Origin of the sequence: Nitratireductor sp. StC3 (assembly GCF_003015025.1) — a bacterium.
GTDB classification, from domain to species: Bacteria; Pseudomonadota; Alphaproteobacteria; order Rhizobiales; family Rhizobiaceae; genus Mangrovimarina; species Mangrovimarina alexandrii.
This window is the reverse complement of sequence record NZ_PYBP01000003.1, coordinates 407318-433456: the sequence shown is the minus strand read 5'-3', so window position 1 is coordinate 433456 and position 26139 is coordinate 407318. Positions and strand designations below refer to the sequence as shown.

28 protein-coding genes are annotated in these 26139 nt (G+C 67.2%); 15 read left to right on the top strand and 13 right to left on the bottom strand.

From position 1 onward, the window contains the following. Nucleotides 1-52 precede the first annotated feature (52 nt). On the top strand, nucleotides 53-1831 hold the full coding sequence (locus tag C7T96_RS09205; protein WP_106570893.1) for an SLC13 family permease: 1779 nt from the start codon (nucleotides 53-55) through the stop codon (nucleotides 1829-1831). A 19-nt stretch (nucleotides 1832-1850) separates the two neighbouring features. Here the strand turns inward: C7T96_RS09205 and C7T96_RS09200 are convergent, their stop codons facing one another. Both C7T96_RS09200 and C7T96_RS09195 read right to left on the bottom strand, forming a co-directional pair. Further along, nucleotides 1851-2225 (bottom strand): YciI family protein, encoded by a 375-nt coding sequence (locus tag C7T96_RS09200; protein ID WP_106570892.1) that lies wholly within the window; start codon nucleotides 2223-2225, stop codon nucleotides 1851-1853. Between the two features lie 63 nt (nucleotides 2226-2288). Beyond that, complete coding sequence (locus C7T96_RS09195) at nucleotides 2289-3458, bottom strand: pyridoxal phosphate-dependent aminotransferase (protein ID WP_106570891.1); 1170 nt, start codon at nucleotides 3456-3458, stop codon at nucleotides 2289-2291. Between the two features lie 83 nt (nucleotides 3459-3541). Here C7T96_RS09195 and C7T96_RS09190 point away from each other — a divergent pair, with 83 nt between their 5' ends. From C7T96_RS09190 to denD, 5 genes are read left to right on the top strand one after another with little or no spacing between them, the layout of a single operon-like run. Continuing rightward, on the top strand, nucleotides 3542-4228 hold the full coding sequence (locus tag C7T96_RS09190) for a GNAT family protein (protein WP_106570890.1): 687 nt from the start codon (nucleotides 3542-3544) through the stop codon (nucleotides 4226-4228). Nucleotides 4229-4238: 10 nt separating this feature from the next. Next, nucleotides 4239-5183, top strand: a complete 945-nt coding sequence (locus C7T96_RS09185) for a cation diffusion facilitator family transporter (RefSeq protein WP_106570889.1) — start codon at nucleotides 4239-4241, stop codon at nucleotides 5181-5183. A gap of 12 nt (nucleotides 5184-5195) precedes the next feature. Further along, entirely contained in the window at nucleotides 5196-5954 is a 759-nt protein-coding gene (locus C7T96_RS09180) for an SDR family oxidoreductase (protein ID WP_106570888.1), read from the top strand. Beyond that, the gene (locus C7T96_RS09175) at nucleotides 5954-6154 is read left to right on the top strand and encodes a hypothetical protein (protein WP_106570887.1); all 201 of its coding nucleotides are present in this window, start codon (nucleotides 5954-5956) and stop codon (nucleotides 6152-6154) included. Before C7T96_RS09180 ends, C7T96_RS09175 begins: the two co-directional genes overlap by 1 nt. A 2-nt stretch (nucleotides 6155-6156) precedes the next feature. Further along, a complete protein-coding gene (gene denD / locus C7T96_RS09170) occupies nucleotides 6157-7128 on the top strand; it encodes a D-erythronate dehydrogenase (protein ID WP_106570886.1) in 972 nt (323 codons plus the stop codon). 9 nt (nucleotides 7129-7137) lie between these two features. Here the strand turns inward: denD and C7T96_RS09165 are convergent, their stop codons facing one another. The 4 genes from C7T96_RS09165 to C7T96_RS09150 form a co-directional block, all read right to left on the bottom strand. Further along, a complete protein-coding gene (locus C7T96_RS09165; protein WP_106570885.1) occupies nucleotides 7138-8217 on the bottom strand; it encodes a nickel/cobalt transporter in 1080 nt (359 codons plus the stop codon). A gap of 8 nt (nucleotides 8218-8225) precedes the next feature. Further along, nucleotides 8226-8879 carry a DUF1007 family protein gene (locus C7T96_RS09160; RefSeq protein WP_238719945.1) on the bottom strand — a complete coding sequence of 218 codons (654 nt, stop codon included), beginning with the start codon at nucleotides 8877-8879 and terminating at the stop codon, nucleotides 8226-8228. Nucleotides 8880-8968: 89 nt separating this feature from the next. After that, nucleotides 8969-9868 (bottom strand): LysR family transcriptional regulator, encoded by a 900-nt coding sequence (locus tag C7T96_RS09155; RefSeq protein WP_106570883.1) that lies wholly within the window; start codon nucleotides 9866-9868, stop codon nucleotides 8969-8971. A 3-nt stretch (nucleotides 9869-9871) separates the two neighbouring features. Beyond that, nucleotides 9872-11077 carry an amidase gene (locus C7T96_RS09150; protein WP_106570882.1) on the bottom strand — a complete coding sequence of 402 codons (1206 nt, stop codon included), beginning with the start codon at nucleotides 11075-11077 and terminating at the stop codon, nucleotides 9872-9874. A gap of 548 nt (nucleotides 11078-11625) precedes the next feature. On the opposite strand from C7T96_RS09150, the gene odc2 reads away from it, so the two are divergent. Beyond that, nucleotides 11626-12759, top strand: a complete 1134-nt coding sequence (gene odc2 / locus C7T96_RS09145; protein WP_106570881.1) for an ornithine/lysine decarboxylase — start codon at nucleotides 11626-11628, stop codon at nucleotides 12757-12759. A 95-nt stretch (nucleotides 12760-12854) separates the two neighbouring features. Beyond that, a complete protein-coding gene (locus C7T96_RS09140; protein WP_245414105.1) occupies nucleotides 12855-13472 on the top strand; it encodes an N-acetyltransferase in 618 nt (205 codons plus the stop codon). A 103-nt stretch (nucleotides 13473-13575) separates the two neighbouring features. Here the strand turns inward: C7T96_RS09140 and C7T96_RS09135 are convergent, their stop codons facing one another. Then, nucleotides 13576-13857 carry an SCP2 sterol-binding domain-containing protein gene (locus C7T96_RS09135; protein ID WP_106570880.1) on the bottom strand — a complete coding sequence of 94 codons (282 nt, stop codon included), beginning with the start codon at nucleotides 13855-13857 and terminating at the stop codon, nucleotides 13576-13578. Between the two features lie 143 nt (nucleotides 13858-14000). Here C7T96_RS09135 and C7T96_RS09130 point away from each other — a divergent pair, with 143 nt between their 5' ends. The 6 genes from C7T96_RS09130 to C7T96_RS09105 all read left to right on the top strand — a co-directional run bounded on the left by C7T96_RS09130 (nucleotide 14001) and on the right by C7T96_RS09105 (nucleotide 21547). After that, complete coding sequence (locus C7T96_RS09130) at nucleotides 14001-14876, top strand: SDR family oxidoreductase (protein WP_106570879.1); 876 nt, start codon at nucleotides 14001-14003, stop codon at nucleotides 14874-14876. Beyond that, nucleotides 14876-16486, top strand: coding sequence for a carboxyl transferase domain-containing protein (locus C7T96_RS09125; protein WP_106570878.1), 1611 nt, complete (start codon nucleotides 14876-14878; stop codon nucleotides 16484-16486). The genes C7T96_RS09130 and C7T96_RS09125 overlap by 1 nt, the downstream gene beginning before the upstream one ends. 31 nt (nucleotides 16487-16517) lie before the next feature. Further along, nucleotides 16518-17684, top strand: coding sequence for an acyl-CoA dehydrogenase family protein (locus C7T96_RS09120; protein ID WP_106570877.1), 1167 nt, complete (start codon nucleotides 16518-16520; stop codon nucleotides 17682-17684). Between the two features lie 81 nt (nucleotides 17685-17765). Continuing rightward, nucleotides 17766-19751: a biotin carboxylase N-terminal domain-containing protein gene (locus C7T96_RS09115; protein WP_106570971.1), complete on the top strand. Its 1986-nt coding sequence runs from the start codon at nucleotides 17766-17768 to the stop codon at nucleotides 19749-19751. Between the two features lie 115 nt (nucleotides 19752-19866). Then, complete coding sequence (locus C7T96_RS09110; protein WP_106570876.1) at nucleotides 19867-21111, top strand: thiolase family protein; 1245 nt, start codon at nucleotides 19867-19869, stop codon at nucleotides 21109-21111. Nucleotides 21112-21124: 13 nt separating this feature from the next. Further along, the gene (locus tag C7T96_RS09105) at nucleotides 21125-21547 is read left to right on the top strand and encodes a thioesterase family protein (protein ID WP_106570875.1); all 423 of its coding nucleotides are present in this window, start codon (nucleotides 21125-21127) and stop codon (nucleotides 21545-21547) included. Nucleotides 21548-21570: 23 nt separating this feature from the next. Here the strand turns inward: C7T96_RS09105 and C7T96_RS09100 are convergent, their stop codons facing one another. Next, nucleotides 21571-22086, bottom strand: coding sequence for a MarR family winged helix-turn-helix transcriptional regulator (locus C7T96_RS09100; RefSeq protein WP_238719947.1), 516 nt, complete (start codon nucleotides 22084-22086; stop codon nucleotides 21571-21573). A 246-nt stretch (nucleotides 22087-22332) separates the two neighbouring features. On the opposite strand from C7T96_RS09100, the gene C7T96_RS09095 reads away from it, so the two are divergent. Further along, nucleotides 22333-23136 (top strand): crotonase/enoyl-CoA hydratase family protein, encoded by an 804-nt coding sequence (locus tag C7T96_RS09095; protein ID WP_245414104.1) that lies wholly within the window; start codon nucleotides 22333-22335, stop codon nucleotides 23134-23136. 30 nt (nucleotides 23137-23166) lie between these two features. Here the strand turns inward: C7T96_RS09095 and C7T96_RS09090 are convergent, their stop codons facing one another. The 5 genes from C7T96_RS09090 to C7T96_RS09070 are packed head-to-tail and all read right to left on the bottom strand — an operon-like array spanning nucleotide 23167 to nucleotide 26138. Beyond that, nucleotides 23167-24135: a fumarylacetoacetate hydrolase family protein gene (locus C7T96_RS09090; protein ID WP_106570874.1), complete on the bottom strand. Its 969-nt coding sequence runs from the start codon at nucleotides 24133-24135 to the stop codon at nucleotides 23167-23169. 52 nt (nucleotides 24136-24187) lie between these two features. Further along, nucleotides 24188-24691 carry a hypothetical protein gene (locus tag C7T96_RS09085; protein WP_106570873.1) on the bottom strand — a complete coding sequence of 168 codons (504 nt, stop codon included), beginning with the start codon at nucleotides 24689-24691 and terminating at the stop codon, nucleotides 24188-24190. Continuing rightward, entirely contained in the window at nucleotides 24688-25092 is a 405-nt protein-coding gene (locus C7T96_RS09080) for a hypothetical protein (RefSeq protein WP_106570968.1), read from the bottom strand. Before C7T96_RS09080 ends, C7T96_RS09085 begins: the two co-directional genes overlap by 4 nt. A 35-nt stretch (nucleotides 25093-25127) precedes the next feature. Beyond that, on the bottom strand, nucleotides 25128-25685 hold the full coding sequence (locus C7T96_RS09075) for a rod-binding protein (RefSeq protein WP_106570967.1): 558 nt from the start codon (nucleotides 25683-25685) through the stop codon (nucleotides 25128-25130). A 60-nt stretch (nucleotides 25686-25745) separates the two neighbouring features. After that, a complete protein-coding gene (locus tag C7T96_RS09070; protein ID WP_106570872.1) occupies nucleotides 25746-26138 on the bottom strand; it encodes a hypothetical protein in 393 nt (130 codons plus the stop codon). Nucleotide 26139: the final 1 nt, after the last annotated feature.

Here is a 26139-nt window from a genome sequence, read left to right as displayed (position 1 = left end):
GCGCCGAGAGACCGCCCCGGACGGGGAGCGAGAGCGAGGACAGACCTTAACCATGGCAGCGATCATCGACGGCTATCAAGGCTATGTCGCGCTTGCGGTTCTGGCCGTTCTGCTGGTGTTCTTCATCATCGAGCGCTATCCGCCGGAGGTAACGGCAGTGGCCGGCGCGGCGGCTTTTCTGCTGCTCGGGCTGACGCCTGCCGAGGAGGCCACGAAGGTCTTTTCCAACGCGGCGCCGCTGACGATCGCGGCCATGTTCGTACTGTCGGGGGCGCTGGTGCGCACCGGCGTTCTGGAAATGGTCGCCGACAGGGTGATCGGCCAGGCGGCGCGCCGCCCGGCGACCGCGATCGGCGTGCTTTTGTTCGGCGCGGTCGCGGCCTCGGCCTTCATGAACAACACCCCGGTGGTGCTGATCCTGATTCCGATCGTGTTCCGGCTCGCCCGATCGCTCGACGTCGCCGCGACCCGTCTTTTGATCCCGGTTTCCTATGCCGCCATTCTCGGCGGCACCTGTACGCTGATCGGCACGTCGACCAACATTCTCGTCGACGGCGTGGCGCGCGAGTCGGGGCTGGCGCCGTTCTCGATCTTCGAGATGACACCGGTCGGCCTGGTGGCGGCGCTGACCGGCACGGTCGTCATGCTCGTCCTCGGCCGCTTTCTCTTGCCCGACCGGCGCGTCGGCGGCGAAACCTCGCCGGCCGGACAGACCGAGTTCCTGTCCGAGGTCACGGTGCGGGCCGAGGGCCGCTACACACAGCAGAAGATCGGGCAACTGGCCGATTTCAAGCGCTCCGGACTGCGCATATTGGGTCTGCGCAGCGGCAACGACATCACCCGCGAGAACATCCAGGAGCGGACCATGAAACGCGGCGATTCGCTGATTGTGGCGGCGACCGCGGCCGAGATCCTGACACTCAACGAGCAGGCCGAGCTGCGTGTGGGCATGCGCCGCGGGCAGGAGCGCAGCGGCGAACGGGTCGCGGTGGAGGCGGTGGTGGCGCCGCATCGCGGCACGGCCGGCGGCCGCATCGCCGACCTGTCGCTCGGCCGGCGCTACGGCGTGCGCGTGCTCGGCGCGCACCGGCACCGCCATATTCCCGGTTCCGACCTGGAAAGCGTCATGTTGCGCCCGGCCGACAAGCTGCTTCTGGAAGGTCCGCCGGCCAATTTCGATGCGCTGACCGAGGACGCGGCGCTGGTTTCGGTGACGCGGCCGAGCGGCCGCCCCTATCGGCGCGGCAAGGCGCCGGTCGCCGTGCTGGCGCTCGCCGCCGTGGTGCTGCTGGCCGCCTTCCAGGTCATGGACATAGCGATCCTGGCGATGCTCGCCGTTGCGGCAATCCTGGTGCTGCGCTGCATCGACAGCGACGAGGCGTGGGGGTCGATCGACGGATCGATCCTGGTGCTGATCTTTTCCATGCTGATCGTCGGGGCCGGACTGGAGAAATCCGGCGGGGTCATGCTGATCGTCTCGGCGCTGACGCCGCTGCTTGAGGCCTCCCCGCCGCTGGTCACGCTGGCCGCGATCTATATTCTGACCTCGATCTTCACCGAACTGGTCAGCAACAACGCCGTGGCGGTGCTGATGGCGCCGATCGCGATCGGGCTCGCCGCCCAGCTCGGCATCGACGCGCGCCCCTTCCTGATCGCGGTGATGATCGGCGCCAGCGCCAGTTTCGCCACCCCGATCGGCTATCAGACCAACACGCTGGTCTATGGTGCGGGCAATTACCGTTTCGCCGATTTCCTCAAGATCGGCGTGCCGATGAATTTGTCGATCGCCGCCACCACCTGTCTGGCGATTTGGTATCTCTACGATCTGTGAGCCTCGCGGCGGGCCGCCTTCAGCCGTCTTGCACGGCCGCGCCGGGCAGGTAGAGCGTGATCGGACGGATCTCGTAGACGGCCGACCTGTTGACGCGCTGCAGGTCGCGGGCGGCCGCGACCGCGGCGTCCAGCGTGTCGCATTCCAGCACGTAGAAGCCGAGCAACTGCTCCTTGGTCTCGGCGAAGGGACCGTCGATTACCATCGGTTCGCCGGGCCCGCGCAGGGTGACGGCGGTGCCGGTCCCATCGAGCCGGGCCGCCGGCCCGAGCCGGTTTTGCCGGTCGATCTTGTCGTGAACCCTCATCAGGCCCGCCATCAGCGCGGCGTCCTCGTCGGGCGACAGCGCGGAAACGGCCTGTTCTTCGTGATAGGCGAGTATGGCGTAGAGCATGCTTCCTCCCGATTGCCCCACGCGCCCGGCGGTGAGGGCGGTGTTGATCCCGGCTGTTGTGGATCAGCGGGTCAAGAACGCCTCCATACGCTCGATCGCGCGCAGGATGTTTTCTTCCGAATTGGCGTAGGACAGGCGCAGATAGCCTTCGCCGAGCACGCCGAAATCCGGCCCGCCGATCGTCGCCACGCCGGCCTCGTCGAGAAGCGCGGCCGCCATTTTCTTGGCCGGCAAGCCGGTGTCGCGCACGTTCGGATAGGCATAGAAAGCGCCCTTTGGCGTCACGCAGGAGATGCCGGGCAGGCCGTTCAGCCCTTCCACGATCACTTTGCGGCGGCGATCGAAGGCGCGCAGCATGGTCTCGACCTCGTCCTGCGGCCCGTCAATCGCCGCGATGCCGGCATATTGGCTCGGCGCGTTGACGCAGGACCAGCAATTGACGGCGAGCTTGCGCACCTTGTCGTAGAGCCGCTCCGGCCAGATCGACCAGCCCATGCGCCAGCCGGTCATGGCCCAGGTCTTGGACCAGCCGTTGAGCACGATCAGCCGGTCGCGGATTTCGGCAAAGCCGAGCAGCGAAGAGTGCCGCTCGCCGTCATAGGTCATCACGTCGTAGATCTCGTCCGACAGCAGGGCGACATCGGGAAACGCGGCAAGGCCGGCGACCAGTTTTTCGATCTCGGCGCGCGGCGTGACGCCGCCGGTCGGATTGGCGGGCGAGTTGAGCACCAAAAGCCTGGTTCGCGGCGTGATCAGCGCCAGCGTTTCCTCGGCGGAGAAGGCGAAGCCGTTTTCCTCGCGCATCGGCACGGGAACGGGCGTGGCGCCGGTGAACTCGATCATCGAGCGGTAGATCGGAAAACCGGGATCGGGATAGAGGATGTCCGCACCCGGTTCGCCGAACATCAGGATCGCCGCGAACATGGTCGGCTTGCCGCCCGGCATGATCATCACAGACTCAGGCGAAACCTCGACGCCGGTGGTGGCCAGCGTGCGGCGCACGACGGCCTCGCGGGTGGCGATCAGGCCGTTGGCGGGGGTGTAGCCGTGATGGCCGTCGCGCAGCGCCTTGACGGCGGCCTCGACGATGTGGGCGGGCGTGCTGAAATCGGGCTGGCCGATGCCCAGATTGATGATGTCGCGCCCCTGTTCGGCAAGCTTGGTGGCCCGCGCGAGCACGGCGAAGGCGTTTTCCTCGCCGATGCGGTCGAAGGCCGGAATCGTGTGGAGCATGCGGCGTATCCTTGTGGTCCTTTCCGTTCTGCGCGACTTTTGTGAGCCTCCGGCGGCAAAAGTCAAACGGCAGGAGCATTGAGGTGGGTGAGGAGCTTGCAAACTGGACCGGGCGGCCGCGGCCGCACCATACGGCCATGGAAGGGCGTTTCGTGCGGCTCGAACCGCTCGACCCGGCACGCCACGGCGACGGGCTCTATGCGGCCTCGACCGTTGCCGATGCGCCGGAGCGGTTCCGGTGGCTGCCCGAGTTTCCGCCGGCAAGCCGGGCCGACTTCCAGCCCTGGCTCGACAAGGCGGCGGCGAGCGCGGACCCGTTGTTCTTCGCCGTCATCGACCGCCGCAGCGGGACGGTGTGCGGACGCCAGACGTTGATGCGCATCGACGCGGCGAACGGGGTGATCGAGATCGGCAACATCTATTGGGGGCCGGCGATCGCGCGCACGCCGGCCGCCACCGAGGCGCTCTATCTGTTCGCCGCCCATGCGTTCGACGCGCTCGGTTATCGGCGCTTCGAATGGAAATGCAACGACCGCAACGCGCCGTCCAAGCGCGCGGCGGAACGGTTCGGGTTTTCGTTCGAAGGGGTTTTCCGCCAGCATATGGTCGTGAAGGGCGAAAACCGCGACACGGCATGGTATGCGATGATCGACTCGGAATGGCCGGCGCTGAAACGGGCCTTCGAGGCCTGGCTCGACCCGGCCAATTTCGACGGTGAAGGACGACAGCGGCGCCGGCTCGAGGCATGCCGCGACGCGATCAAGGAGTAGGTCTTCGGTCATGGGGCACGACCACAGCCACGATCACAGCCACGATCACAGTCACGATCACGGGCACGACCATGGCTCCGGCAACAAGACGCGCATGCTGATCGCCGCGCTCCTGACCGGCGGTTTCATGATCGTGGAGGCGGCCGGCGGACTTTTGACCGGGTCGCTGGCGCTGCTGGCCGATGCGGGCCACATGCTGACCGATACGGTCGCGCTGTCGCTCGGCTGGTATGCCTTCCATCTCGCCGAACGCCGCGCCAACGAGCGCCTGACCTACGGCTACGACCGCATCAAGACGCTGGTTGCCTACACCAACGGCCTGACGGTGTTCGTGATCGCGTTGTGGATCGTCTACGAGGCGTGGGAGCGGTTTTCGACGCCGTCGCCGGTGCTGGGCGGTCCGATGCTTGTCGTCGGCCTTGCCGGCCTGCTGGTCAATATTGTCGCCTTCTTCGTCCTGCACGGTGGGTCGCGCGACGACCTCAACATGCGCGGCGCCATTCTCCACGTGCTGGGCGACCTTCTCGGCTCCGTCGCCGCGATCGCCGCCGCGCTCATCATTCTGGCCACGGGCTGGTATCCGATCGACCCGATCCTGTCGGTGTTGGTGGCGGTGCTGCTTTTCCGCAGCGCCTGGGCGCTGATCCGCGATTCGGGCCATGTGCTTCTGGAAGGCGCGCCAACGCGCCTCGACCGCGACGCCATCGCGCGCGATCTGGAAACCCATGTCGCCGGCGTGCGCGACATCCATCACATGCATGTGTGGTCGATGGACGGCCGCCGCACCATGGCGACCCTGCATGCCAGTCTGGACGGCGGGATGGCGGCCGGCGAGGCGATCGCGCGCATCAAGGCGCGGCTTTCGGACGTGCACGGCATCGGCCACACCACCGTTGAGCCCGAATATGGCGATTGCGCCGACCAACGCAACGATCACACGAACCATTCGCATTGAAGAGAGGTGAACATGGCCGGCAGGCTGAAGGGCAAGATCGCGGTCGTCACCGCGGCGGGGCAGGGGATCGGGCGCGCGATCGCCGAAGCGTTCGTCGCCGAGGGCGCGACGGTCTACGCGTCCGATCTGGCGCGTGACAAGCTGGACGATCTGCGGCGGGTCAAACGGGCCAGGCTCGACGTCCGTTCGACGCGGGCGGTGGAAAAATACGCCGAAAAGGTCGGCGATATCGACATTTTGGTCAATGTCGCCGGTTTCGTGCATCACGGCACCGTGCTCGACTGCTCTGAGAAGGACTGGGACTTCTCCTTCGACCTCAACGTCAAATCCATGCACCGCATGATCGCGGCTTTCCTGCCCGGCATGCTCCGGCGCGCCGGGGAGACCGGGAACTCGGCCTCGATCATCAATCTGTCCTCCGGCGCCTCGTCGCTGAAGGGCGCTCCCAACCGCTACGCCTATGGCGCGACCAAGGCGGCGGTGATCGGCCTGACCAAGTCGGTCGCGGTCGATTTCATCCGCCAGGGTGTGCGTTGCAACGCGATCTGCCCCGGCACGGTGCGTTCACCGTCCTGGGAGGCGCGGGTGGAGGAACTCGGCCAATCCGTCGGGGGGACCGACAAGGCGATGGAAATGTTCGTGTCGCGCCAGCCGATGGGCCGGGTCGGCGAAGCCGCCGAAATCGCCGCGCTCGCGCTTTATCTGGCCGCCGACGAATCGGCCTTCACCACCGGCACGGCGATCCCGGTCGATGGCGGGTGGACGCTGTGATGGACGCCCGGACCCGCAACGCGGCGATCGCGGCCGCGATCATCCTGGTCGGCTTTGGCCTGGTCGCCTTCTACATGCCCACGATCATGCTCGCGGTCGGCGAGAGCTCGCCGCTTGCCGCCGGGGCCATCGCGGTGGCCTTCGTGGTGGCGTTCTTTCTGGTGTTCTGGCTGCGCGGCCGCGCGCAGCGACGCAAATGAGCATGCGGGTCCTGGTGACGGGCGCGGCCGGGATGATCGGACGCAAGCTCGTCGCCCGGCTCGCGCGCGACGGGGGGCTCAACGGCAGGCGGCTCGCCGCGCTCGACCTGCACGACATCGTCGGCGCCGACGCGCCGGCGATGAACGGGGCCACGGTCTCGACCCATATCGGCGACCTTGCCGCGCCCGGAGAGGCCGACAGGCTGGTCGCGGCGAAACCGGACGTGGTGTTTCATCTCGCCGGCGTCGTGTCGGCGGAGGCCGAAGCCGATTTCGACAAGGGTTATCGGGTCAATCTTGACGGCACGCGCGCCCTGTTCGAGGCGATCCGCCATGCCGGCCATGCGCCGCGGCTGGTGTTTTCTTCCTCGATCGCGGTGTTCGGGGCGCCGTTTCCCGACACGATCCCCGACGATTTCCACCCCACGCCGCTGACCTCCTACGGTACCCAGAAACTGATCGGCGAGGCGCTGCTGGCCGACTATTCGCGCCGCGGCTTTCTCGACGGGATCGGGCTTCGCCTGCCGACCATCTGCGTCAGGCCGGGCAAGCCTAACAAGGCGGCGTCCTCGTTCTTTTCGGCGATCATTCGCGAACCGCTCGCCGGCCGCGAGACGGTGCTGCCGGTGCCGCGCTCGGTGCTGCACACCCATGCCAGCCCGCGCGCGGCGGTGGGTTTCCTGCTACACGCGGCCGGGCTCGACGGCGAGGCGGTCGGGCCGCGGCGCAACCTCACCATGCCGGGCGTCGCCTGCACGGTCGGCGAACAGATCGACGCGCTCGAGCGTATCGCCGGGACAAAGGCGGTTGGGCTGATCCGCGAGCGGCGCGACGAGACGGTCTGGGCGATCGTGCGCAATTGGCCGACGCGGTTTACGGCCGAACGAGCCCGCGCGCTCGGGTTCAGGGCCGAGACCGGCTTCGACGAGATCGTCAGGGCGCATATCGAGGACGAGCGCGGCGGCACGCTCTGACCGCCGTTGCTACGCCTGCAGGCTCGCTGTGAGCAACGTGAGGCCGATCAGGAAGACGAAGGCGGCGCCGCCGATCTCGATCGCGGCGTGGATGCGATTGCCCAGACGGCCGTCGCCGGCAAGCGCCACGGCCCAGTTCTTGGCGACGACGGCCAGCGTGGCGAGCACCGAGACGGTGATCGCGGTGCCGAGCGCCATGGCGAGCACGGAGACGATGCCGCCGAGCCACAGGCCGTTGAGGAAGGAAAAGGTCAGGACGATCAGCGCGCCCGAACAGGGCCGCAGGCCGACGGCCGCCACCGCCGACCAGGCGGTGCGCCAGGTGAAACGGTCGCCGGAGATAAGTTGAGGGTCCGGCGCATGGGCATGGCCGCAACTGGCGCAGGCGGCGCCGGGAGCGTGGTCATGATGGTGATGGTGCCCGTCGCCGTGGTTATGGGCGTGATCGTGTGCGTGAGCGCCGTGATGATGATGATGATGATGGTCGTGGTCGGTCGCGATCGCCGCCGAAAGATTCTGCACCGGACCGCCGAAAAGCCGCGTGCGCAGCCGCGGACCGGCTTTCTGCCACAGGAGCCAGGCACCGAACAGCGTGATTAGAGCGTAGCTGGCCACTTCCAGGAACCAGGTCGCGCCGGTCATCGAGATCGCGGTGCCGCGCAGGACCAAGAACACCGCGCCGATCAGCAGGATGGCGCTCAGTGCCTGGAGGAAGGCCGAGACGAAGGAGAGCATCACGCCGCGTTTGAGCGCCACCTCGTTGGCCAGCATGTAGGACGAGATCACCGCCTTGCCATGGCCCGGTCCGGCGGCGTGAAAGATGCCGTAGGCGAAGGAGAGCCCGACGAGCAGCCAAAGCTTGCCGCTATCCTCGCGCATCGCCTTCAACGCGCCGGTGAGCGCGCGGTAGAAGGCCTGCTGCTGGGTGTTGACCCAGTTGACCAGGCCGCCGAAAAGCCCGGTTTGCGGCAGCATTGCCTCGTTGGTGCCGATGCCGAGCGAGCTCTGGGCATGGCCGGGTTCGACCGCCAGCAGAAGGGTTCCGGCGGCCAGGACGGCCAGTGCGGGGATCGTGCGTGCTTTGGTCATGGCCGGCCTCAACCCTGTGCGGGGCAGGAGATTTCGAGCCGGGTCGCGAACAGCTTGCTCATGTCGTTGCCGGTCGGGTCGTTGAAGAAGGCCTCGGTCAGCGAGGACTGGTTTTGGGCGATCGCCTCGTCCGGATCGGGCCGCACCACCTGGCGCTCGCAGCCCGAAGGCAGGCCTTCGACCGCCATATAGGCATCCTCGATGAAATCGATCGCGGTATAGAAGGTCGGGTCGTAGACACCGAAATCCACCGTGCCGTCGAGTTCCAGCCTGTCCTTGGGCTGGGATTCGAACAGGATGATGAGCTGATTGTCCTCGAAATTGACCATCAGCCGGTCCGGCGCCTTCATGGCGACCGGCTTGCCGTTGGCCGACACGATCTGGAAATAGTCGAACTCGCCGATCGAATCGTAGACCACGCTCGAGACCTCCTCGAGTTCGTCGGGGCCCAGTTTCAGATCGCCGTTCTTGTCGAATTCCACCAGTACGGTGCTGGAGAACAGGTCGTCGAAGCGCCACAAATGCCGCAGCGCGGTGACGGACTTGTCGGCGCCGATCACTACGTCGAGCCGTGCCTCGGCGAAAACATGCGGGTGGGCGCCGGCCGGTCCGGCTGTGCTGGCGGCCACGGCCACGAGAGCGGTGAGGATCGAATGTCGCATGGTCGGCCGCATGGACTACCTGCCGGATGGGAAGATGGAATCGTGCCGCAGCATGACCACAAAGCGGGCAAAATTGGGACCGTCCCGTTTCATGGCGCACGTTCGTCCTTGAACCATTGCACGAGGAAGTCGACGAAGACACGAACCTTGGCCGGCAGATAGCGGCGATGCGGATAGACGGCGAAAATGCCGGCATCCGTCGGCATGCGTTCGTCGAACAGCGTCGTCAGCCGTCCGGCCTCGATCTCGGGGGCGGCGATGAAGTCGGGCAGGATGGCGAAACCGAGACCGGCCAGCGCCGCCGCGCGCGCGGCAAGCGGGCTGTTGACCTCGATCGGGCCGGAAACCGGCACGGTGATCGTCTCGCCGTCGTCGCCCATGAACGGCCAGTTGGAAAGCCAGCGCCCATTGGTGTCGATGATGCAGGGCAGGTCCGCCAGTTCCTGCGGCCGCCTGGGTGCGCCGCTTTTTTTAATGAGGCCGGGCGTGGCGCAGACCTTGACCGTGAACGGGGCGATGCGGCGCGCGATCAGCGAGGAATTTTCAAGCCGGGCGATGCGGATGGCGAGATCGAAGCCCTCCTCGACCAGATCGACGAAGCGGTCGTCGAGATTGATGTCGAGCACGATATCGGGATGGGCGGCGGCGAAGTCGATCAGCGACTGGCCGATCGGCGCGTCGGCGAAGGTGCGCGGCGCCGACAGCTTGATGCGGCCCTTCACGTCGCCGGAGGATTCGCGCACCGAATCGGCCAGGCTGTCGATCTCGCGGATGATTTCGGAAGCGCGGCGAAAATAAGTATGGCCGGCTTCCGTCAGCGAGAACTGGCGCGTCGTACGGTTGAGCAGCAGCGCACCGAGATCATCCTCCAGCTCGCGGACATATTTCGACAGCAGCGCCTTGGAACGGCCGATCTTGCGCGCGGCGGCGGAAAACCCTTCCGCCTCGACCACCGAGATGAAGGCGCGCATCCGGGTGAGTGTGTCCATGGCTCAGCCTTTCCCGGCGTGGCCGAGGATCGTTCGCGCAATCCCGATCAGCGCCCGGTCGCTGCCGGCAGGTCCGAGCAGGGAAATTCCGAACGGCGCGCCATCGACCCGGCCGAGCGGCAGGGTGATTTGCGGAAATCCGGTGAGGCCCGACAGGCACAACAGGCCGAGCGCTCGCTCGCGATAGGCTTGCAAGGCCTCGAAGGGCGCGTCCGCGCGCGGCGCGGCCCCGGGCACGGTCGGCAGGACCAGCAGGCCGTTTCTCCCGAGCATGGCGGCAAGCGCCTCGCGCAGCGTGTTGCGCCGGCCGGTCTCGGCCGCCGCCGCGTCGGGGCCGATGCCGCGGCCGAAATCGAAGCGCTCGCGCACGCCCGGGCCGAGATGACGGTCCTTCGCCGACAGCCAATGGCCATGCGCGGCCCAGGCCTCGTGAGCCTGCAACCTGCGAAACGCCCAGTAGAGATCGTCGACGGCGAACGGCAAGGCGGGCGCGGTTTCCGCCTCGCCCAGCACCGCGGCGACGATCGCCGCCATGCGCCGGTACTCATCGGCCTCCGCCGGTCCCAGAACGAGATCGTCAAGCACGGCCAGGCGCATGGGACGCAAAGCCGGTTCGTCCTTAGGCCCGTCGGTCGCGTCGCCAAGCAGCAGCTCGCCGACCTTGGCGTAAGTGTCGATGTCCTTGGCGAACCAGCCGAACGTGTCGAAGGACGGCGCCAGCGGCATCGCGCCGTCGAGCGAGATCGCGCCGTGGGTGGTGCGCAGGCCGATCAGGCCGCAAAAGCTCGCCGGCGCGCGGACCGAGCCGCCGGTATCGGAACCGGTGGCGATGTCGGCCAGGCCGGCGGCGACGGCGGCGGCCGATCCCGAGGACGAGCCCCCGGTCACGCGCTCGGGTGCTGCCGGGTTCACCGGAGGGGCGAAATGCGCGTTCTGGCCCATCAGCGAGAAGGCGAGTTCGTCGGTCTGGGTCTTGCCGACGAAACGGGCGCCGGCCGTCAAAAGACGCTCGACCGCCGGTGCCGAGCGTTCGGCGATGCCGGCCTCGGCCTCGCGGTCGGGGTTGCCGCAGCCGGTCTTCATGCCGGCGACGTCGAAAATATCCTTGACGGCGAGTGTCAGGCCCGAAAGCGGGCCGGACGCGACCTCGCCGAGATCGGGGGCGGGATAGTCGAGCAGGGCGTTGTGGGGCGGAAGTGTATGGGTCATCGTTCGCAATCAGTTTACGGTTCGGGCAAGAATGTTCGACACGCGAAAAATTGCAAGTCCGGATCGATTTTTCATTGATTGTGACGAACGTCGCGCCTATATCCGCGCCTGCCCAAAGTCGCACGTGCCTGTGGGTGTCCGCCGGTCCTCGAAATGGCGAGGAAGCCGGTACGGTACCTGGACCTAACCACTCCAGTCGATCTCGCGGCCCAACCGCAGATCGAGGACATCTTGAAGCAACGACGGTGCGGGCCTTTCTGGTGTCTGCCGGTTGTCCATAAACCGGGGTTACTGAAGAGGCACACCTTCATTGCCGGCAGTGCGGAACGGGTCTCCCAATCCAAAGCTGAGGCAGACAAAGCGAATCTTCGCCCCAAAGGCGCAGGTTCATCGCCGCGTGAAACGCGTTTCGAGCTCCGGTCATTTCCACCGTCCGGATCCCGCCGCGCATTTTCGCGCCCTTTGTCCACCGCGGGGCCGGACGCCGTGTGCGCCGATGCCCGCGACCCTTGAGCCTGGCGGGTCGAACCGCCTGTTGGAGAGACCCGATGGCAACGCAGCGCATCCTCGATTTCCTCGCCACCCGCCGTCCCGACGGCCCCTGCCTGATCGTCGATCTCGACGTCGTGCGCGACAATTACCGCGCCTTCGAGAAGGCGCTGCCGGAAAGCCGCATCTTCTATGCCGTCAAGGCCAATCCGGCGCCGGAGATCCTGCGCCTGCTCGCCTCGCTCGGCTCGTCCTTCGACACGGCTTCGGTGGCCGAGATCGAGATGGCGCTGGAGGCCGGCGCGACGTCCGACCGCATCTCCTACGGCAACACGATCAAGAAGGAGCGCGACATCGCGCGCGCCTACGACCTCGGCATCCGGCTGTTCGCCGTCGACTGCGTGGAAGAGGTTGACAAGATCGCCCGCGTTGCGCCCGGCAGCCGCGTCTTCTGCCGCGTGCTGACCGACGGCGAGGGCGCCGAATGGCCGCTCAGCCGCAAGTTCGGTTGCGTGCCGGCGATGGCCGTCGACGTGTTGCGCCACGCCGCGGCGCTGGGCCTCGACGCTCATGGCGTGTCGTTCCATGTCGGCTCGCAGCAGACCGACTTGTCGGCCTGGGACAAGGCGCTGGGCGACGCCAAGGCGGTGTTCGCGACGCTCGCCGACGAGGGCATCGTCTTGAAGATGGTCAATATGGGCGGCGGTTTCCCGACCCGCTACCTGAAGGACGTCCCGGCCGCCCAGGCCTACGGCCAGGCGATCTTCGAGGCGCTGTCGCGCCATTTCGGCAACCGTCTGCCCGAGACCATCATCGAGCCCGGCCGCGGCATGGTCGGCAATGCCGGCGTCATCAAGTCGGAGGTCGTCTTGATCTCGAAGAAGGCGGACAACGACAATGTGCGCTGGGTCTATCTCGACATCGGCAAGTTCGGCGGCCTGGCCGAGACGATGGACGAGGCGATCCGCTACCCGATCGTGACGGCGCGAGACGGCGACCAGGCCGCGCCCTGCGTGCTCGCCGGCCCGACCTGCGATTCGGCCGACGTGATGTACGAGAAGACGCCCTATCCGCTGCCGCTGTCGCTGACCATCGGCGACGAGGTGCTGATCGAGGGCACCGGCGCCTACACGACGACCTATGCCTCGGTCGCCTTCAACGGCTTCGAGCCGCTGCGATCCTACGTGATCTGACGGTTCGCAAGACCGTCGGATCATCCGGCGGCGGGCGTTTTTGCCCGCCCCGGCCCGCTCGTGGACACGTGTCTCCGCTTGGGAAGGATCTGGAGATGGACCAGCACGAATTTTTTCCGTTGATGGCGCTCGTGCCGCCTTTGCCCGCTGCGCCGGGCACGGGGGCAGGCGCCACGACGATCACGCTTGAGACCGACGCCGACGCGCTCGCACGCGAGGCGCTGCTCGACCGGGCGATGGGGCCCGGCCGCACACGCAAATCCTCCGAAAGACTGCGCCGCGGCCGCCTGCCGGCCGCCGGCCTGGCGTTTGCGGCGCGCGACGGCGCGGGCCGGCTGGTCGGTACGGTGCGGCTGTGGAACGTGGCGGCGGCACGGTCGCCGTCGCCTTCCGGCTTGTTGCTGCTCGGCCCGCTGGCGGTCGATCCCTCGCTCAAGGGCGCGGGCGTCGGCGCGGCGCTGATGCGCCACGCGATCGGGGAGGCTGGCCGCCTCGGCCATGGCGCGATCCTGCTCGTCGGCGACCCGGATTATTATCGGCGTTTCGGCTTCAGCGCCGACAAGACCGACGCGCTCGCCATGCCCGGCCCCTACGAAAAACACCGGCTCCTTGCACTGGAACTGCGGCCGGCTGCGCTCGACGGCGCAAGCGGCGTGCTGGGCGCGTGCGGGAAAAGGAGCCCGCGGAGCCGCGCACGCGGGATGGCGGCCTAGACCACGTCCCGCGAACTCGCATCCGGTCGCTCGGCGGCATGCAGCCAGCAAAAAGCCCGGCGCTAAGCGCCGGGCGATCGTCGCGGCAAGGCAGGTCTTCGGATCAGAGCACCTGGCTCAAGGCCATCGCCGCCGACATGTCGCCGTCGACCTTCATCTTGCCCTGCATAAAGGCGGCGGTCGGGTTGAGTTCGCCGGCGACCAGCGACTCGAAATCGTCCTTGGACATGGAAATCGTGCAGTCCGCCTCGCCTCCGCCGGTCGAGACGCTGGTGCCGTCGATCATGATGGCGCCGGCCTCGCCGAGGTCGAACTTCACCGATTTGTCGAATCCGGAATCGGCGAGGCGCTCGCCGATTTTTGCTGCGATCGAATCAAGGCTCATGGGCTTTCTCCTCGTGGCGGCGCGCGCCTTTGTGGCGATGTCGGTTCGTCCCGCCGGCAAGGCGACGGGCAGGCCGGTGATAGCAGTCGATTGACGTTTACGTCAACGTTGACTAGCGTCGTCGTCGCGGGAGGAGGCGCGCGATGGGCTATCGAAGCATTTTGCGGGACGACTGCTTTGCCGGCGAGGTCCATCTCGTCACCGGCGGCGGGTCGGGCATCGGCCGCTGCATCGCGCATGAACTGGCAGCGCTCGGCGCCCATGTCGTCATCACCGGCCGCAAGCCGGACAAGCTCGAGGCGGTTGTCGCCGAGATCACGCAGGATGGCGGCAGCGCCGAGGCGCGGGCCTTCGACATTCGCGACGAAGAGGCGGTGAAACAGGCACTGGCCGGCGTCGTGGAACGCCACGGCCGGCTTCACGGGCTGGTCAACAATGCCGGCGGGCAGTTTCCCGCGCCGCTGGAGGCGATCTCCAAGCGTGGTTTCGAGGCGGTGGTCGCCAACAATCTGACCGGCGGTTTCCTGATGATGCGCGAGGCGTTTTGCCAGTCGATGCGCAAGCATGGCGGCGCGGTCGTCAACATGGCCGCCGATATGTGGCGCGGCATGCCGGGCATGGGGCATTCGGGCGCGGCGCGGGCGGGCATGGTCAATCTGACCAAGACGGCGGCCTATGAGTGGGGCCGGCACGGCGTGCGGGTCAACGCCATCGCGCCGGGCTGGATCGCCTCGTCGGGCATGGACACCTATGAGGGCATGACCAGAGCGCTGATCCCGCATCTGAAGGATCACGTGCCGATCGGGCGCATCGGGGTCGAGGCCGAAGTGTCGTCGGTGGTGTGTTTCCTGCTGTCGCAGGCGGCGTCCTTCGTCACCGGCGTCACCGTGCCGATCGACGGCGGCGCGCCGCTCGGCAGCCCGCTCTACCCGGTGCAGGCGAAGAGCCGGATCGCCGCCTTCGACGGGTTTCACCGCGCCGTGACGCCCGCGGCCCTTGCCGGGGAGGATGCGGGCTGATGCCGGCGCTGATGTCCGCGCTTGATGTCCGCTCGCAGGATTTTGCGGCCAATGCCGAGGCTATGGCCGAAAAGCTCGACGCGGTGCGGGCGCTCGAGCAGCGCGTGCGCGACAATTCGGCGGCGCGCCGGGCGCGGTTCGAGGCGCGCGGTCAGATCCTGCCGCGCGAGCGTGTCGAGCGGCTGCTCGATCGCGGCCAGCCCTTTATCGAGCTGTGCACGCTCGCCGGCTACAAGATGCACGACGACGACGGCGGCAAGACCATCATGGGCGGCGGCACCATCGCCGGCATCGGCGTGGTGGCCGGCCGGCGGTGCATCGTCTCGGCCTCCGATTCCGGCATCAAGGGCGGCACGGTCCCGCCGATCGGGCTGAAGAAGGCGTTGCGCCTGCACGAGATCGCTTTCGAAAACCGGCTGCCGCTGATCTATCTGGTCGAAAGCGGCGGCGCCAACCTGCTTTACCAGGCCGAGATGTTCGTGGAAGGCGGACGCTCCTTCGCCAACCAGGCCCGGCTGTCGGCCGCCGGCATTCCGCAGATTGCCATCGTGCACGGATCCTCGACGGCGGGCGGCGCCTATCTGCCGGGACTGTCCGACTATGTCGTTCTGGTGCGCGGACGCTCGAAGATCTTTCTGGCCGGCCCGCCGCTGGTCAAGGCGGCGATCGGCGAGGAGGCGGACGACGAGGCGCTGGGCGGCGCCGACCTGCACGGCACGGTCACCGGGCTCGGCGAATATGTCGCCGAGGACGACGTTCAGGCGATCGCCTATGGCCGCGAGATCATGAAGACGATCGGCTGGGACGCCGTCGGGCCCGCGCGGCCGGCCGCGCCGCCGCTTTACGACGCCGAGGAACTGATGGGCATCGTGCCGCTCGATGACAAGGCGCCCTTCGACATGAAGGAGGTGATCGCGCGCATCGTCGACGGGTCGGACTTTCTGGAATTCAAGCAGGCCCATTCGCCCGACACGATCTGCGGTCATGCCACGGTCGAGGGGCATCGCGTCGGCATTCTCGCCAATAACGGCCCGATCATGCCGACCGGGTCGCTCAAGGCGGCGCAGTTCATCCAGCTCTGCGATCAGGCCGGCACGCCGCTGGTCTTTTTGCAGAACACCACCGGCTACATGGTCGGCTCGCGGGCCGAGCGCGACGGCGCGATCAAGCACGGCTCGAAAATGATCCAGGCGGTCGCCAATGCGCGGGTGGCGAAATTCACCTTCATTCTCGGCGGCTCCTATGGCGCCGGCAATTACGGCATGTGCGGGCGGGGGTTCTCGCCGCGTTTCATCTTTTCGTGGCCCTCGGCGCGCACCGCGGTGATGGGCGGCGCGCAGGCGGCCAAGGTGATGGAGATCGTCAGCCGCGGCAAGGCGGCCGCTTCCGGCGCGCAGCCCGACGAGGAGCAGCTTGCGAAGATGAGCGCCGGCATACGCGCCGGCGTCGAGGCGCAGTCGACGGCTCTCTTCGCCACCGCCAGGCTGTGGGACGACGGCATCATCGACCCGCGCGACACCCGGCGCGTGCTGGGGCTCTGTCTTCAGATCGCGGCGGAAGGCGCTGGGCGCGAACTCAGGCCCAACGCGTTCGGCGTGGCACGGGGATGAGCGTCCAGGCACACAGGAAGGAATGACAGCGATGCAGTTCACCCCCGAGCACGACAATCTGCGCCGTACCGTGGCCAGGTTCGTCGACACCGAGATCAATCCCCATGTCGACGACTGGGAGGCGGCGGAGGAATTTCCCTCGCACGATCTCTTCAAGAAGCTCGGTGATCTCGGCCTGCTCGGCATCAAATACGATCCCGACTATGGCGGACTGGGTCTCGATTTTTCCTATTCGATGGTGATGGCCGAAGAACTCGGCCTGTGCGCGGCCGGCGGCGTACCGATGGCGATCGGGGTGCATACCGACATGTGCACGCCGGCACTCAACCGGTTCGGGTCCGATCACGTCAAGAAGATGTTTCTCGCCCCCTCGATCGCCGGCGACGTGGTCGGCTGTCTCGGCGTGTCGGAACCCGGCGGCGGCTCGGATGTCGCCGCCGTCAAGACGACCGCACGCGCGGACGGCGACGATTTCGTCATTTCCGGCACCAAGATGTGGATCACCAACGGCATGAAGGCCGACTGGTGCTGCCTGCTCGCCAACACGTCGGACGGCCCGGCGCACAAGAACAAGTCGCTGATCGCGGTGCCGATGGATGCCAAAGGCATCTCGCGCCAGAAGATCAGGAAGATCGGCATGAATTCGTCCGATACCGCGCAACTGTTCTTCGACGAGGTGCGGGTGCCGCGGCGCAACATCATCGGCCAGGAGGGTATGGGCTTCACCATGCAGATGCTGCAGTTCCAGGAGGAGCGGCTTTATTCGGCGGCGAGCTCGCTCAAGGGCTTCGACCGGCTGATCGACCTGACGATCGACTACGCCGGCGCGCGCACGACCTTCGGCAAACCGGTGCTCGACAACCAGGTGGTGCATTTCCGGCTCGCCGAACTCAGGACGGAGGTCGAGGCTTTAAGGGCGCTGACCTGGAGCGCGATCGAGCAATATGTCGCCGGCCGCGACGTGACCCGGCTCGCCTCGATGGCCAAGCTCAAGACCGGGCGCCTGGCGCGCGAACTCACCGATTCCTGCCTGCAATATTGGGGCGGCATGGGGTATACGCTCGACAATCCGGTCAGCCGCGCCTTTCGCGACACGCGCCTGGTGTCGATCGGGGCCGGCGCCGACGAAATCATGCTTGGCATCATCTGCAAGCTGGAAGGCACGCTGCCGGGCACGAGCAACAAGGCGCGCGGGTAGTCGCATGGCCTTACGAGGATTTGACCCGATGTCGCCGTTCGGCAATTGCCGCTCCCGCCCGTGCTCATGGAAGGCGGCGGCGTGATTGCGCGCCTGCTGATCGCCAATCGCGGCGAGATCGCCTGCCGCATCGCCGCCACCGCGCGCCGGATGGGCATCGCCACGGTGGCGGTCTATTCCGATGCCGACCGCGCGGCGTTGCATGTGCGCCAGGCCGACGAGGCGGTGCGCATCGGCGGGGCACAGGCTTCGTTGTCCTATCTCGACGGCGACGCGGTGATCGCCGCCGCGCGGGCGACGGGAGCCGAGGCGATCCACCCCGGCTACGGTTTCCTGTCGGAAAACGCCGATTTCGCCGAAGCCTGCCAGGCGGCGGGACTGGTCTTCGTCGGCCCCCCGCCCGACGCGATCCGCGTCATGGGCGACAAGGCCGGGGCGAAGGCGGTGATGGTCGAGGCCGGCGTGCCGGTGGTGCCGGGTTACGACGGGGCCGACCAGTCGGCCGAACGGCTGGCCGCGGCGGCGCGCGAGATCGGTTTTCCCGTCCTGATCAAGGCGGCGGCCGGCGGCGGCGGGCGTGGCATGCGCAGGGTCGATCGGGCCGAGGCGTTCGAGGCGTCGCTGGAAAGCGCGCGGCGCGAGGCCGAGGCGGCGTTCGGCGACGGGCGCGTGCTGCTCGAAAAGCTCGTCACCGAGGCCCGCCATGTCGAGGTGCAGGTGTTCGCCGACGCGCATGGCAATGTCGTGCACATGGGCGAGCGCGATTGTTCGGCGCAGCGCCGGCATCAGAAGATCGTGGAGGAAACGCCGTCGCCCTTCGTCGATGCGGCGATGGGCGCGGCGATGGCGGTGGACGCGATCGCGGCGGCCAGGGCCGTAAACTATGTCGGGGCGGGCACGGTCGAGTTTATCGTCGGCGCCGACCGCCAGCATCATTTCCTGGAGATGAACACCCGGCTCCAGGTCGAACACCCGGTCACGGAAATGGTGACCGGCATCGACCTGGTGGAATGGCAGTTGCGGGTGGCGGCGGGCGAGCCGTTGCCGTTGCGCGAGGAGGATATCGACTTTTTTGGCCATGCCATCGAGGCCAGGCTCTACGCGGAGGACCCGGCCGACGGGTTCCGCCCGCAGACGGGCGAAATCCTGTTCTGGCAGCCGCAGGTCAAGACTGGCGAGACGGGTATCCGGATCGACAGCGGCGTCGCGGCGGGCGACCGGGTCTCGCCGCATTACGACCCGATGATCGCCAAGCTGGTCGCGCATGGTCGCAACCGCGACGAGGCGATCGACAGGCTGGTGCGGGCCCTCAGGGCGCGGCCGCTGTTCGGCCTGACGACCAATCGCGGTTTCTTGATCGACCTGCTGGAGGGGGCCGAGTTCAGGCAGAGCGGCGTCACCACCGGTTTCATCGACGACCTGCTCGACAGCGGACGCGAGGCGATGGGTGCGCAAGCCTTGCAGAACTGGCACTTCGCGCTCGCCGGCGCCGTTCTTGCGCTTAACGTCGACGGCGACTGGTTCCGCTCCAGCGGTATCGCGGCCTGCCCGTTGACGCTGACATGCGGCGGCGACACCCGCCATGTTGTGGCCGAGATCGCGCGTGGCCTCGTCTCGGCGATCCGTGTCGATGGCGATGCGGCGGCGCTGACGGAGATCGCGTTGCACGGCCAGGAGGTGCGCTACGTCTATGCCGGCACGCCGGCGCGGGCGATCTTTTCGCTCGTCGGCCGGACGCTGTGGCTCGACGTGGACGGGCACAGTCTGGCGTTCCGCGAAACCGATCCGCTGGCCGCCCGGCCGCCGGTCGCGGACGCTTCGCGCGTGACGGCGCCGGTCACCGGGCTTTTGCGCTCGCTCGCCGTTGTCGCGGGCGATTCCGTCGAGCCCGGCGATACGCTGGCCGTGATCGAGGCGATGAAGATGGAGACCGCGCTTGCGGCCACGGTCGCCGGCACGGTGCGGGCGGTCCATCGCGGCGAAGGCGAGCAGGTCGGCGCCGGAGACCTGCTGATCGAACTCGATCCGGGCCCACAAGACCCGACGGACGGCGATCGGCCCGGTTGAGTCCGGCGCTATTTTGTTATAGTCAATAACATTAATCGCCGGCGGCGACGGGCGCGGCCTGTGCGGCCCGGCGGCCGGCGGCGTTCACGATGATGCATAAGAGGCTGCAACCGACATGACCGACACTCCGCAGGGCTTGCGTTTCAGCTTCGACGACGCCTGGCTGCTCGACGGCACGCGCACGCCGTTCGTCGACTATACCGGCGCGCTGTCGGCGATCTCGCCGATCGATCTCGGCATCAAGGCCGCGCGGGCCGTGCTCGACAAGACCGGGTTCGACCCGGCCGATATCGGCACCACCATCGCCGGCTCGATGGCCCAGGCCTCGTTCGACGCCTACATGACGCCGCGCCATATCGGGCTTTATGCCGGGGTGCCGGTGGAGCGGCCGGCGCATCTGGTGCAGCGCATTTGCGGCACCGGCATCGAGGTGGTGCTGCAGGCAGCCGAGCTGGTCGAGCGCCGGCGGGTGGAGGCGGCGCTGTGCGTGGGCACCGAATCGATGAGCCGCAATCCGGTCGCCGCCTATACGCACCGTTCCGGGTTCCGCATGGGTCAGGTCGAGTTCAAGGATTTCCTGTGGGAGGCGCTGCTCGATCCGGCCTGCTCGTGCACCATGGGCGACACGGCCGAAAATCTGGCGCGCGAGTACAACATCACGCGCGAGGAGGTGGACCGCTACGCCGAACGTTCCTTCGCCCGCGCGCTCGCCGCGCAGGCGGATGGGTTCTTGGCCGGCGAGATCACGCCGGTGGTCAGCGAGAGTTTTGCCGTCGACGGTTTCAACCAGCGCGGCATCCGGCTGCCGCGCAAGATCGAGACGGTCGACACCGACAGCCATATCCGCCCGTCGTCCTACGACATGCTGTCTGGAATCAGGCCGGCTTTCGGCGGGGTCCAGACGGGCGGCAATTCCTCCGCGATCGTCGACGGTGCGGCCGCCGCCATCGTCGCCAGCAAGGCGTGCGCCAGCGGACGCAAACCGCTTGCCCGCATCGTCGCCGGCGCGACGGTCGGCGTGCCGCCGCACATTATGGGCATCGGCCCTGCGCCGGCGATCCGGGCGCTGCTCGATGAGGCCGGGCTCGGCCTCGACGCGATCGACCGCATCGAGATCAACGAGGCCTTCGGCGCCCAGACGATCGCCTGCGCGCGCGAGCTCGGCCTCGACGAGGACAAGCTCAACGTCAATGGCGGCGCGATCGCCATCGGCCATCCGCTGGGCGCGACCGGTCTGCGCATCACCACCACGGTGGCGCGCGAGTTACGCCGCGCCGGCCTGCGTTACGGCATCGCGGCGGCCTGTATCGGCGGCGGGCAGGGGATCGCGGTTCTGGTCGAAAACCCGGACGCGGGCTGACGGAGCGGCGGCCATGCTCGTTCACCGCCGCGAGGTCGAGATCGAATGGGGCGATTGCGACGCCGCCGGCATCGTCTTCTACCCGCGCTATTTCGCCATGTTCGACGCCTCCACCGCCTATCTGTTCGAAAAGGCGCTGGGCATGAAGAAAATCGCCTGGACGAAGGCCTACGGCATTGTCGGCATTCCGATGGTCGACACCGGGGCGCGCTTCATCCTGCCCTCGCGTTATGGCGACGTGATCGTCATCGAAAGCCGGGTCGGCGACCTGCGCCGCTCGAGCTTCGACGTCCGCCACCGCGTGTTCAAGGGCGAAGAGCTCGCCATCGAGGCGCGCGAGACCCGGGTGTGGGCCGAAAAGCACCCCGACGATCCCGATCGCATACGCGGCAAGACCATCCCCGAAGAGGTGATCGCCGCGCTGTCGGCCGGATAGCGCTGCCCGTCCCGGTCCGGGGCCTATTGCCCCGCAGGTTCGATCAGGCGGTCGAGCAGGTCGATCAGGCGGTCGCGCTCGCGCGCGCCGCCCAGGCGCTCGATCAGGCGGTTTTCGTGCTCGGCCCAGACGACGGCCATCCTGCGCACGAATCTCTCGCCTTCCGGGGTCAGATGCAGGGAATGCGAACGCCGATCCGTGTCGGCCTTGCGGCGTTCGGCCAGGCCGCGCTTTTCGAGCCCGTCCATCAGCGCGACGAAATTGGCGCGCTTGATGCCGAGCATCTCGGCGATCTCGGACTGTTTCAGCCCCGGCGTGTTGGCGATGATGGTCAGGACCGAAAACTCGGCCGGGCGCAGTTTCAGTTTCGAAAACGTGCCGATGAAATCCTGAAAGACATGCAACTGGGCGCGGCGCAGCTTGTAGCCGATAATGGTCGACATCGCCGGCATGGCGGTGCCGGCCTGCGTTACAGGCCGGGCGTCGGCCGGGCCGTCGCGCCCATCGCTCGGGCCTGTCTTCTTGGAATCAACGCTCACTGTGCCTGCCGACCGCTCCCCTGTATCCGGTTCGTCGCCGCGTTGTCGCCGCGGGTGGCCTTGTCCGTTTTTGCCCGGCGAACACTGGCGGTGTCCGGTCCCCCGGCAATTTTGTTCGCACGAAGGGCGAAGCCGGGTCAACTGCCTGTTCGGTCCGCCGCATCGCCTTGTGTCGCGTATTAATGTTATGATATAAAACATTTTTTGACCTGTCCAACACGGTTGCACACCGGGAGACGCGACGGAATGAATGCCCCCAACGGCGCGGCCATGCGCGACGACGATGCCGCCGCGCCCTTGCGCATCACGATCGACGGGCCGATCGCCTTCCTCGCCTTCAACCGGCCGGAAAAGCGCAACGCGATCAGCGACGCCTTGCTGGACCGGCTGAAGCGCTTTTTCGCCGCGCCGCCCGAAGCGGTGCGGGTGGCGGTTCTGCACGGGCTGGGCGGACATTTTTCGGCCGGGCTGGACCTCTCCGAACAGGTCGCGCGCGAGCCGGCCGAGGTGATGCGGCATTCGCGCGGCTGGCACCAGGTCATGGATGAGATCCAGTTCGGCGGTCTGCCCGTGGTGTCGGTGCTCAACGGCGCGGTGATCGGCGGCGGGCTCGAGATCGCCGCCTCGACCCATGTGCGCATTGCCGAGCCTTCGGCCCGGTTTCAATTGCCGGAAGGCAAAAGGGGGATTTTTGTCGGCGGCGGCGCGACCGTGCGGATCGGGCGCATCCTGGGCGCCGACAGGCTGACGGAAATGATGCTGACCGGGCGTTCCTACGATGCCGAGACGGGACACCGCCTCGGTCTCGCGCACTATCTGGTCGGCGACGGCGAGGGGATCGCCAAGGCTCGTGAACTCGCCACCGAGATCGCCGCCAACGCGCCGCTGGTCAACTATCTGGTCATCCAGGCGGTTTCGCGCATCGACGATATGGGGCGCGGCGACGGTCTGTTTGCCGAAAGCCTCAGTGCGGCGCTGTCGCAGACCGGTACCGATGCCAGGGAGGGTCTGCGGGCGTTTCTGGAAAAGCGCGATCCCCGTTTCAGATAGCGTCCGGAAAGCGCCGCGCGGCCGAAGCTTTTAGCCTTGCGCGCGCACGGTGTTGCGCAGCACGCCGAGCCCCTCGACCTCCAGTTCGACGACGTCGCCGTCGGTTAGGAAACGATCCAGTTCCAGCCCGCAGCCGTTGCCCATCGTGCCGGAACCGAAGAATTCGCCGGCATGCAGGGTTTCGTCGCGCGAGACGTGGGCGATCATGTCCTCGAAGGTGAACAACATGTCGGCCGACGAGCCGCGTCCCCAGACCTCGCCGTTCACCCGCGCTTCCATGGCGAGCTTGTAGGGATCGGCGAGTTCGTCCGGCGTGACGATCCACGGGCCGATCGCGTTGCCGTAGTCGAAACTCTTGCCCTTGGTCGGGCCGAGCATGGTCTGCATCTCGGCAAGCTGCGTGTCGCGGGCGGAAAAGTCGTTGTAGATCGTGTAGCCGAAAATATGGGAGCCGGCGTCGCCGACGGCGATATCGCGGCCGGGCCTGGCGATGACGATGCCGAATTCGCATTCGAAATCCATCATCCGGCTGTAGCGCGGCCAGGCAACCACGGTGTCGGGTCCGATGACCGAAAAGCGGTTGGTCAGATAATAGGCCGGCTGGGCGCTGTAGATGTCGGGCACCGCGTCGAGCGGCTTGGCTGCCGCTGCCGCCGCCTCGTCGCCGCGTGCCATGGCCGCAAGCCGCCGCATGCCGCGCGGTGCCTGTTTGATGTGGCCGGGAAAGACGGAAAAGTCGCGCATCTGCCGTGGCACGGGGAGCGGTGCGAGCAACCGCAACTGCGCCAGCGGAGAGGAATGGCGGGCGACCAGCGCCGGGTCGGCGGCCATCTCGCGGGCGTGGCCGAGCGCGGCCTCGCCGGCGTCGATCAGGTCGAGCATGGTCGCGAAGGCGGGATCGTTGCCCGAGGCCCGGGTCAGGTCGAAGACGGTCTGCGTGTCGGTATCCACGTGGCCGATCCGGCGCGTGGTCTGCTGCTCGAAAGTGACGAGTTTCATGCGTCGCGATCCTTTCTGGCCACAGTGACGTCGCGGCGGATCGTGTCCGGGCTCAACGCAGGACCGGCCGGTTCTCGCCGCCGTTGGCGTCGCGCCGGCGCAGCGCGTTGTCGCGGATGTCGCTCTTGGTCAGATAGTCGAGCTGCTGGACGAGCACTTCCTCGACCAGCTTGTCGCCGACGCGCTCGTTGATACTGTCGCGCAGGCCGTTGCGCAGTGCGACGATGTCGAGCGTGTCGGTTTGCGAAAAATCGATCTGCGGATTGGAAAACAGATAGGTGTAGAGTTGGTCGACGAGCAGCGTGTCGAGCGGCAGCTCGAGTTTCTTCAGCTTCTCGGGCTCGACCGTATAGACAAGCCGGGTCAGGAAATAGCCGCGCACCTCGCCCTTCTGGATGACCGGCACCGACACGATCTCGGTCTTGTAGTATTCCAGGCCCTCGAGATAGGCGCGCTCGCCGGCGTCGCCCTTGTCGCCGGTCGCCGAGAAGGCAAAGAAGATCGAGCCGATCGTGACGGCGACGATCCATAGCGCGCCGATGACGAACTTGATCATGGGCGACCGCCGGCGCCGAAGGCCCTGGTGGAATAGGTGCCGTCGTCCTCCGAGCGCTCGATCGCGTCCTGCAGCAGCCTGGCGACCTCATTGACCGCGCTCAGATGAGCCTTGATCGCGGATTCGTTGTCGGCAAGTTTGGCGCGCAGGCGCGCGATGTCCGGGCGATGGGCTTCGAGCGTGTCGGCGCCCACGTCGCGCACGGCACGGTTCAGGTCGTAGAGATGGCGGCTCTTGCGTGCGTTGGAGGCCTTGAGATCGAAATTGACGTCGGTGCGGATAGCGGCCGTCTCGGCCTCGATCGCTTCCTCGATGCGGGCGATGATGGTGCCGAGCGAGCCGGAGCGCGGGCTGGGCCCGGACGGCGCGCCGGCGCGCGTGCTCGGGACGGATGTGTAGATGTCCTGTTCGCTCACTGTCGCGCAAGCTCCCTGTCTCAGCGTCCGGACCGTTCGGCCAGACCCGTGAGGTCGGCCTCGTTCTCGAAGCTGCGCACGATCGTGCGCTGGATTTCGTCGATCAACGCCACCGACAGCAGATCCTGCGTGTCGGCGACGCGTTTTTCCTGTGTATCGGCGGCGACGCCGGCCACCGCGACGCGCTTGTCGTCATCCATGTAGAAATCGCCCAGAACCCGCTCGGCGATGCCGATGCCGCCGCGCTTGGCCATCTCGCTGGAGAGCTCCTGCGCCAGAAACGTCTTCCACATCTCGCCGGCCAGGCCTTCGCCGTAAACGTTTTGGGCGTCCTCGGGCAGCATGCTTTGCACGAAGGTCTGCAGCACCATGGCCTCGAAGTCGCGGAAGGCCTCGGGCGCTCTGGTGCCGACGGCGTCGGCGGGCCTGCCGCGCAGGTCGGGCGCGCCGCCTGCCTCGAACTCGGCCATCACCGACCTTGCCGCGGCCGCCAGGCGCGTGCGCGCGGCGGCGAGGTCGGTCTGGTCGACGGCGCGGGCGACATCGAGAACGATGTCGCTGGGGGGCGAAATGGCCAAGGCGATCCTCTTCTCGAAATTCCGTTCCATCCGTTGTCGCAGACAGAGCTTGCCGCAACCTTACTTGCTGTCGGGCGCGCGCCCGAGCATGCGCTCGACGCTTTCCAGCCCGTCGCGCTCCTCGCGGGCGCGTTCTTCCTGCCGGAAGGCGATTTGCCGATCGCGGTCGAGCAGTCGGCAGCGCGCGGTTTCGACGGCGATTTTGGCCGCTTCGGTTTCCGCCGCGCTCAAGGCGTGATCGCGATCCTGAAAGGCGCGGGCGATGCTGCGCTCGTAAAGTTCGGGAAACAGCGCCGCCAGCGAGTCCGGGGCGTCCTTGCGCGCGGCGACCTCGCTTGCCCTGGCCTCGGCCTCGTGCGCGGCGCGCAGATGGCCGGCGCGCTGGGTTTCGTGCAGCGCCTTCAACTGGTTCTGGACCTTGAGAAGCCGGGCCAGGCGTTGACTTTTTTCCATC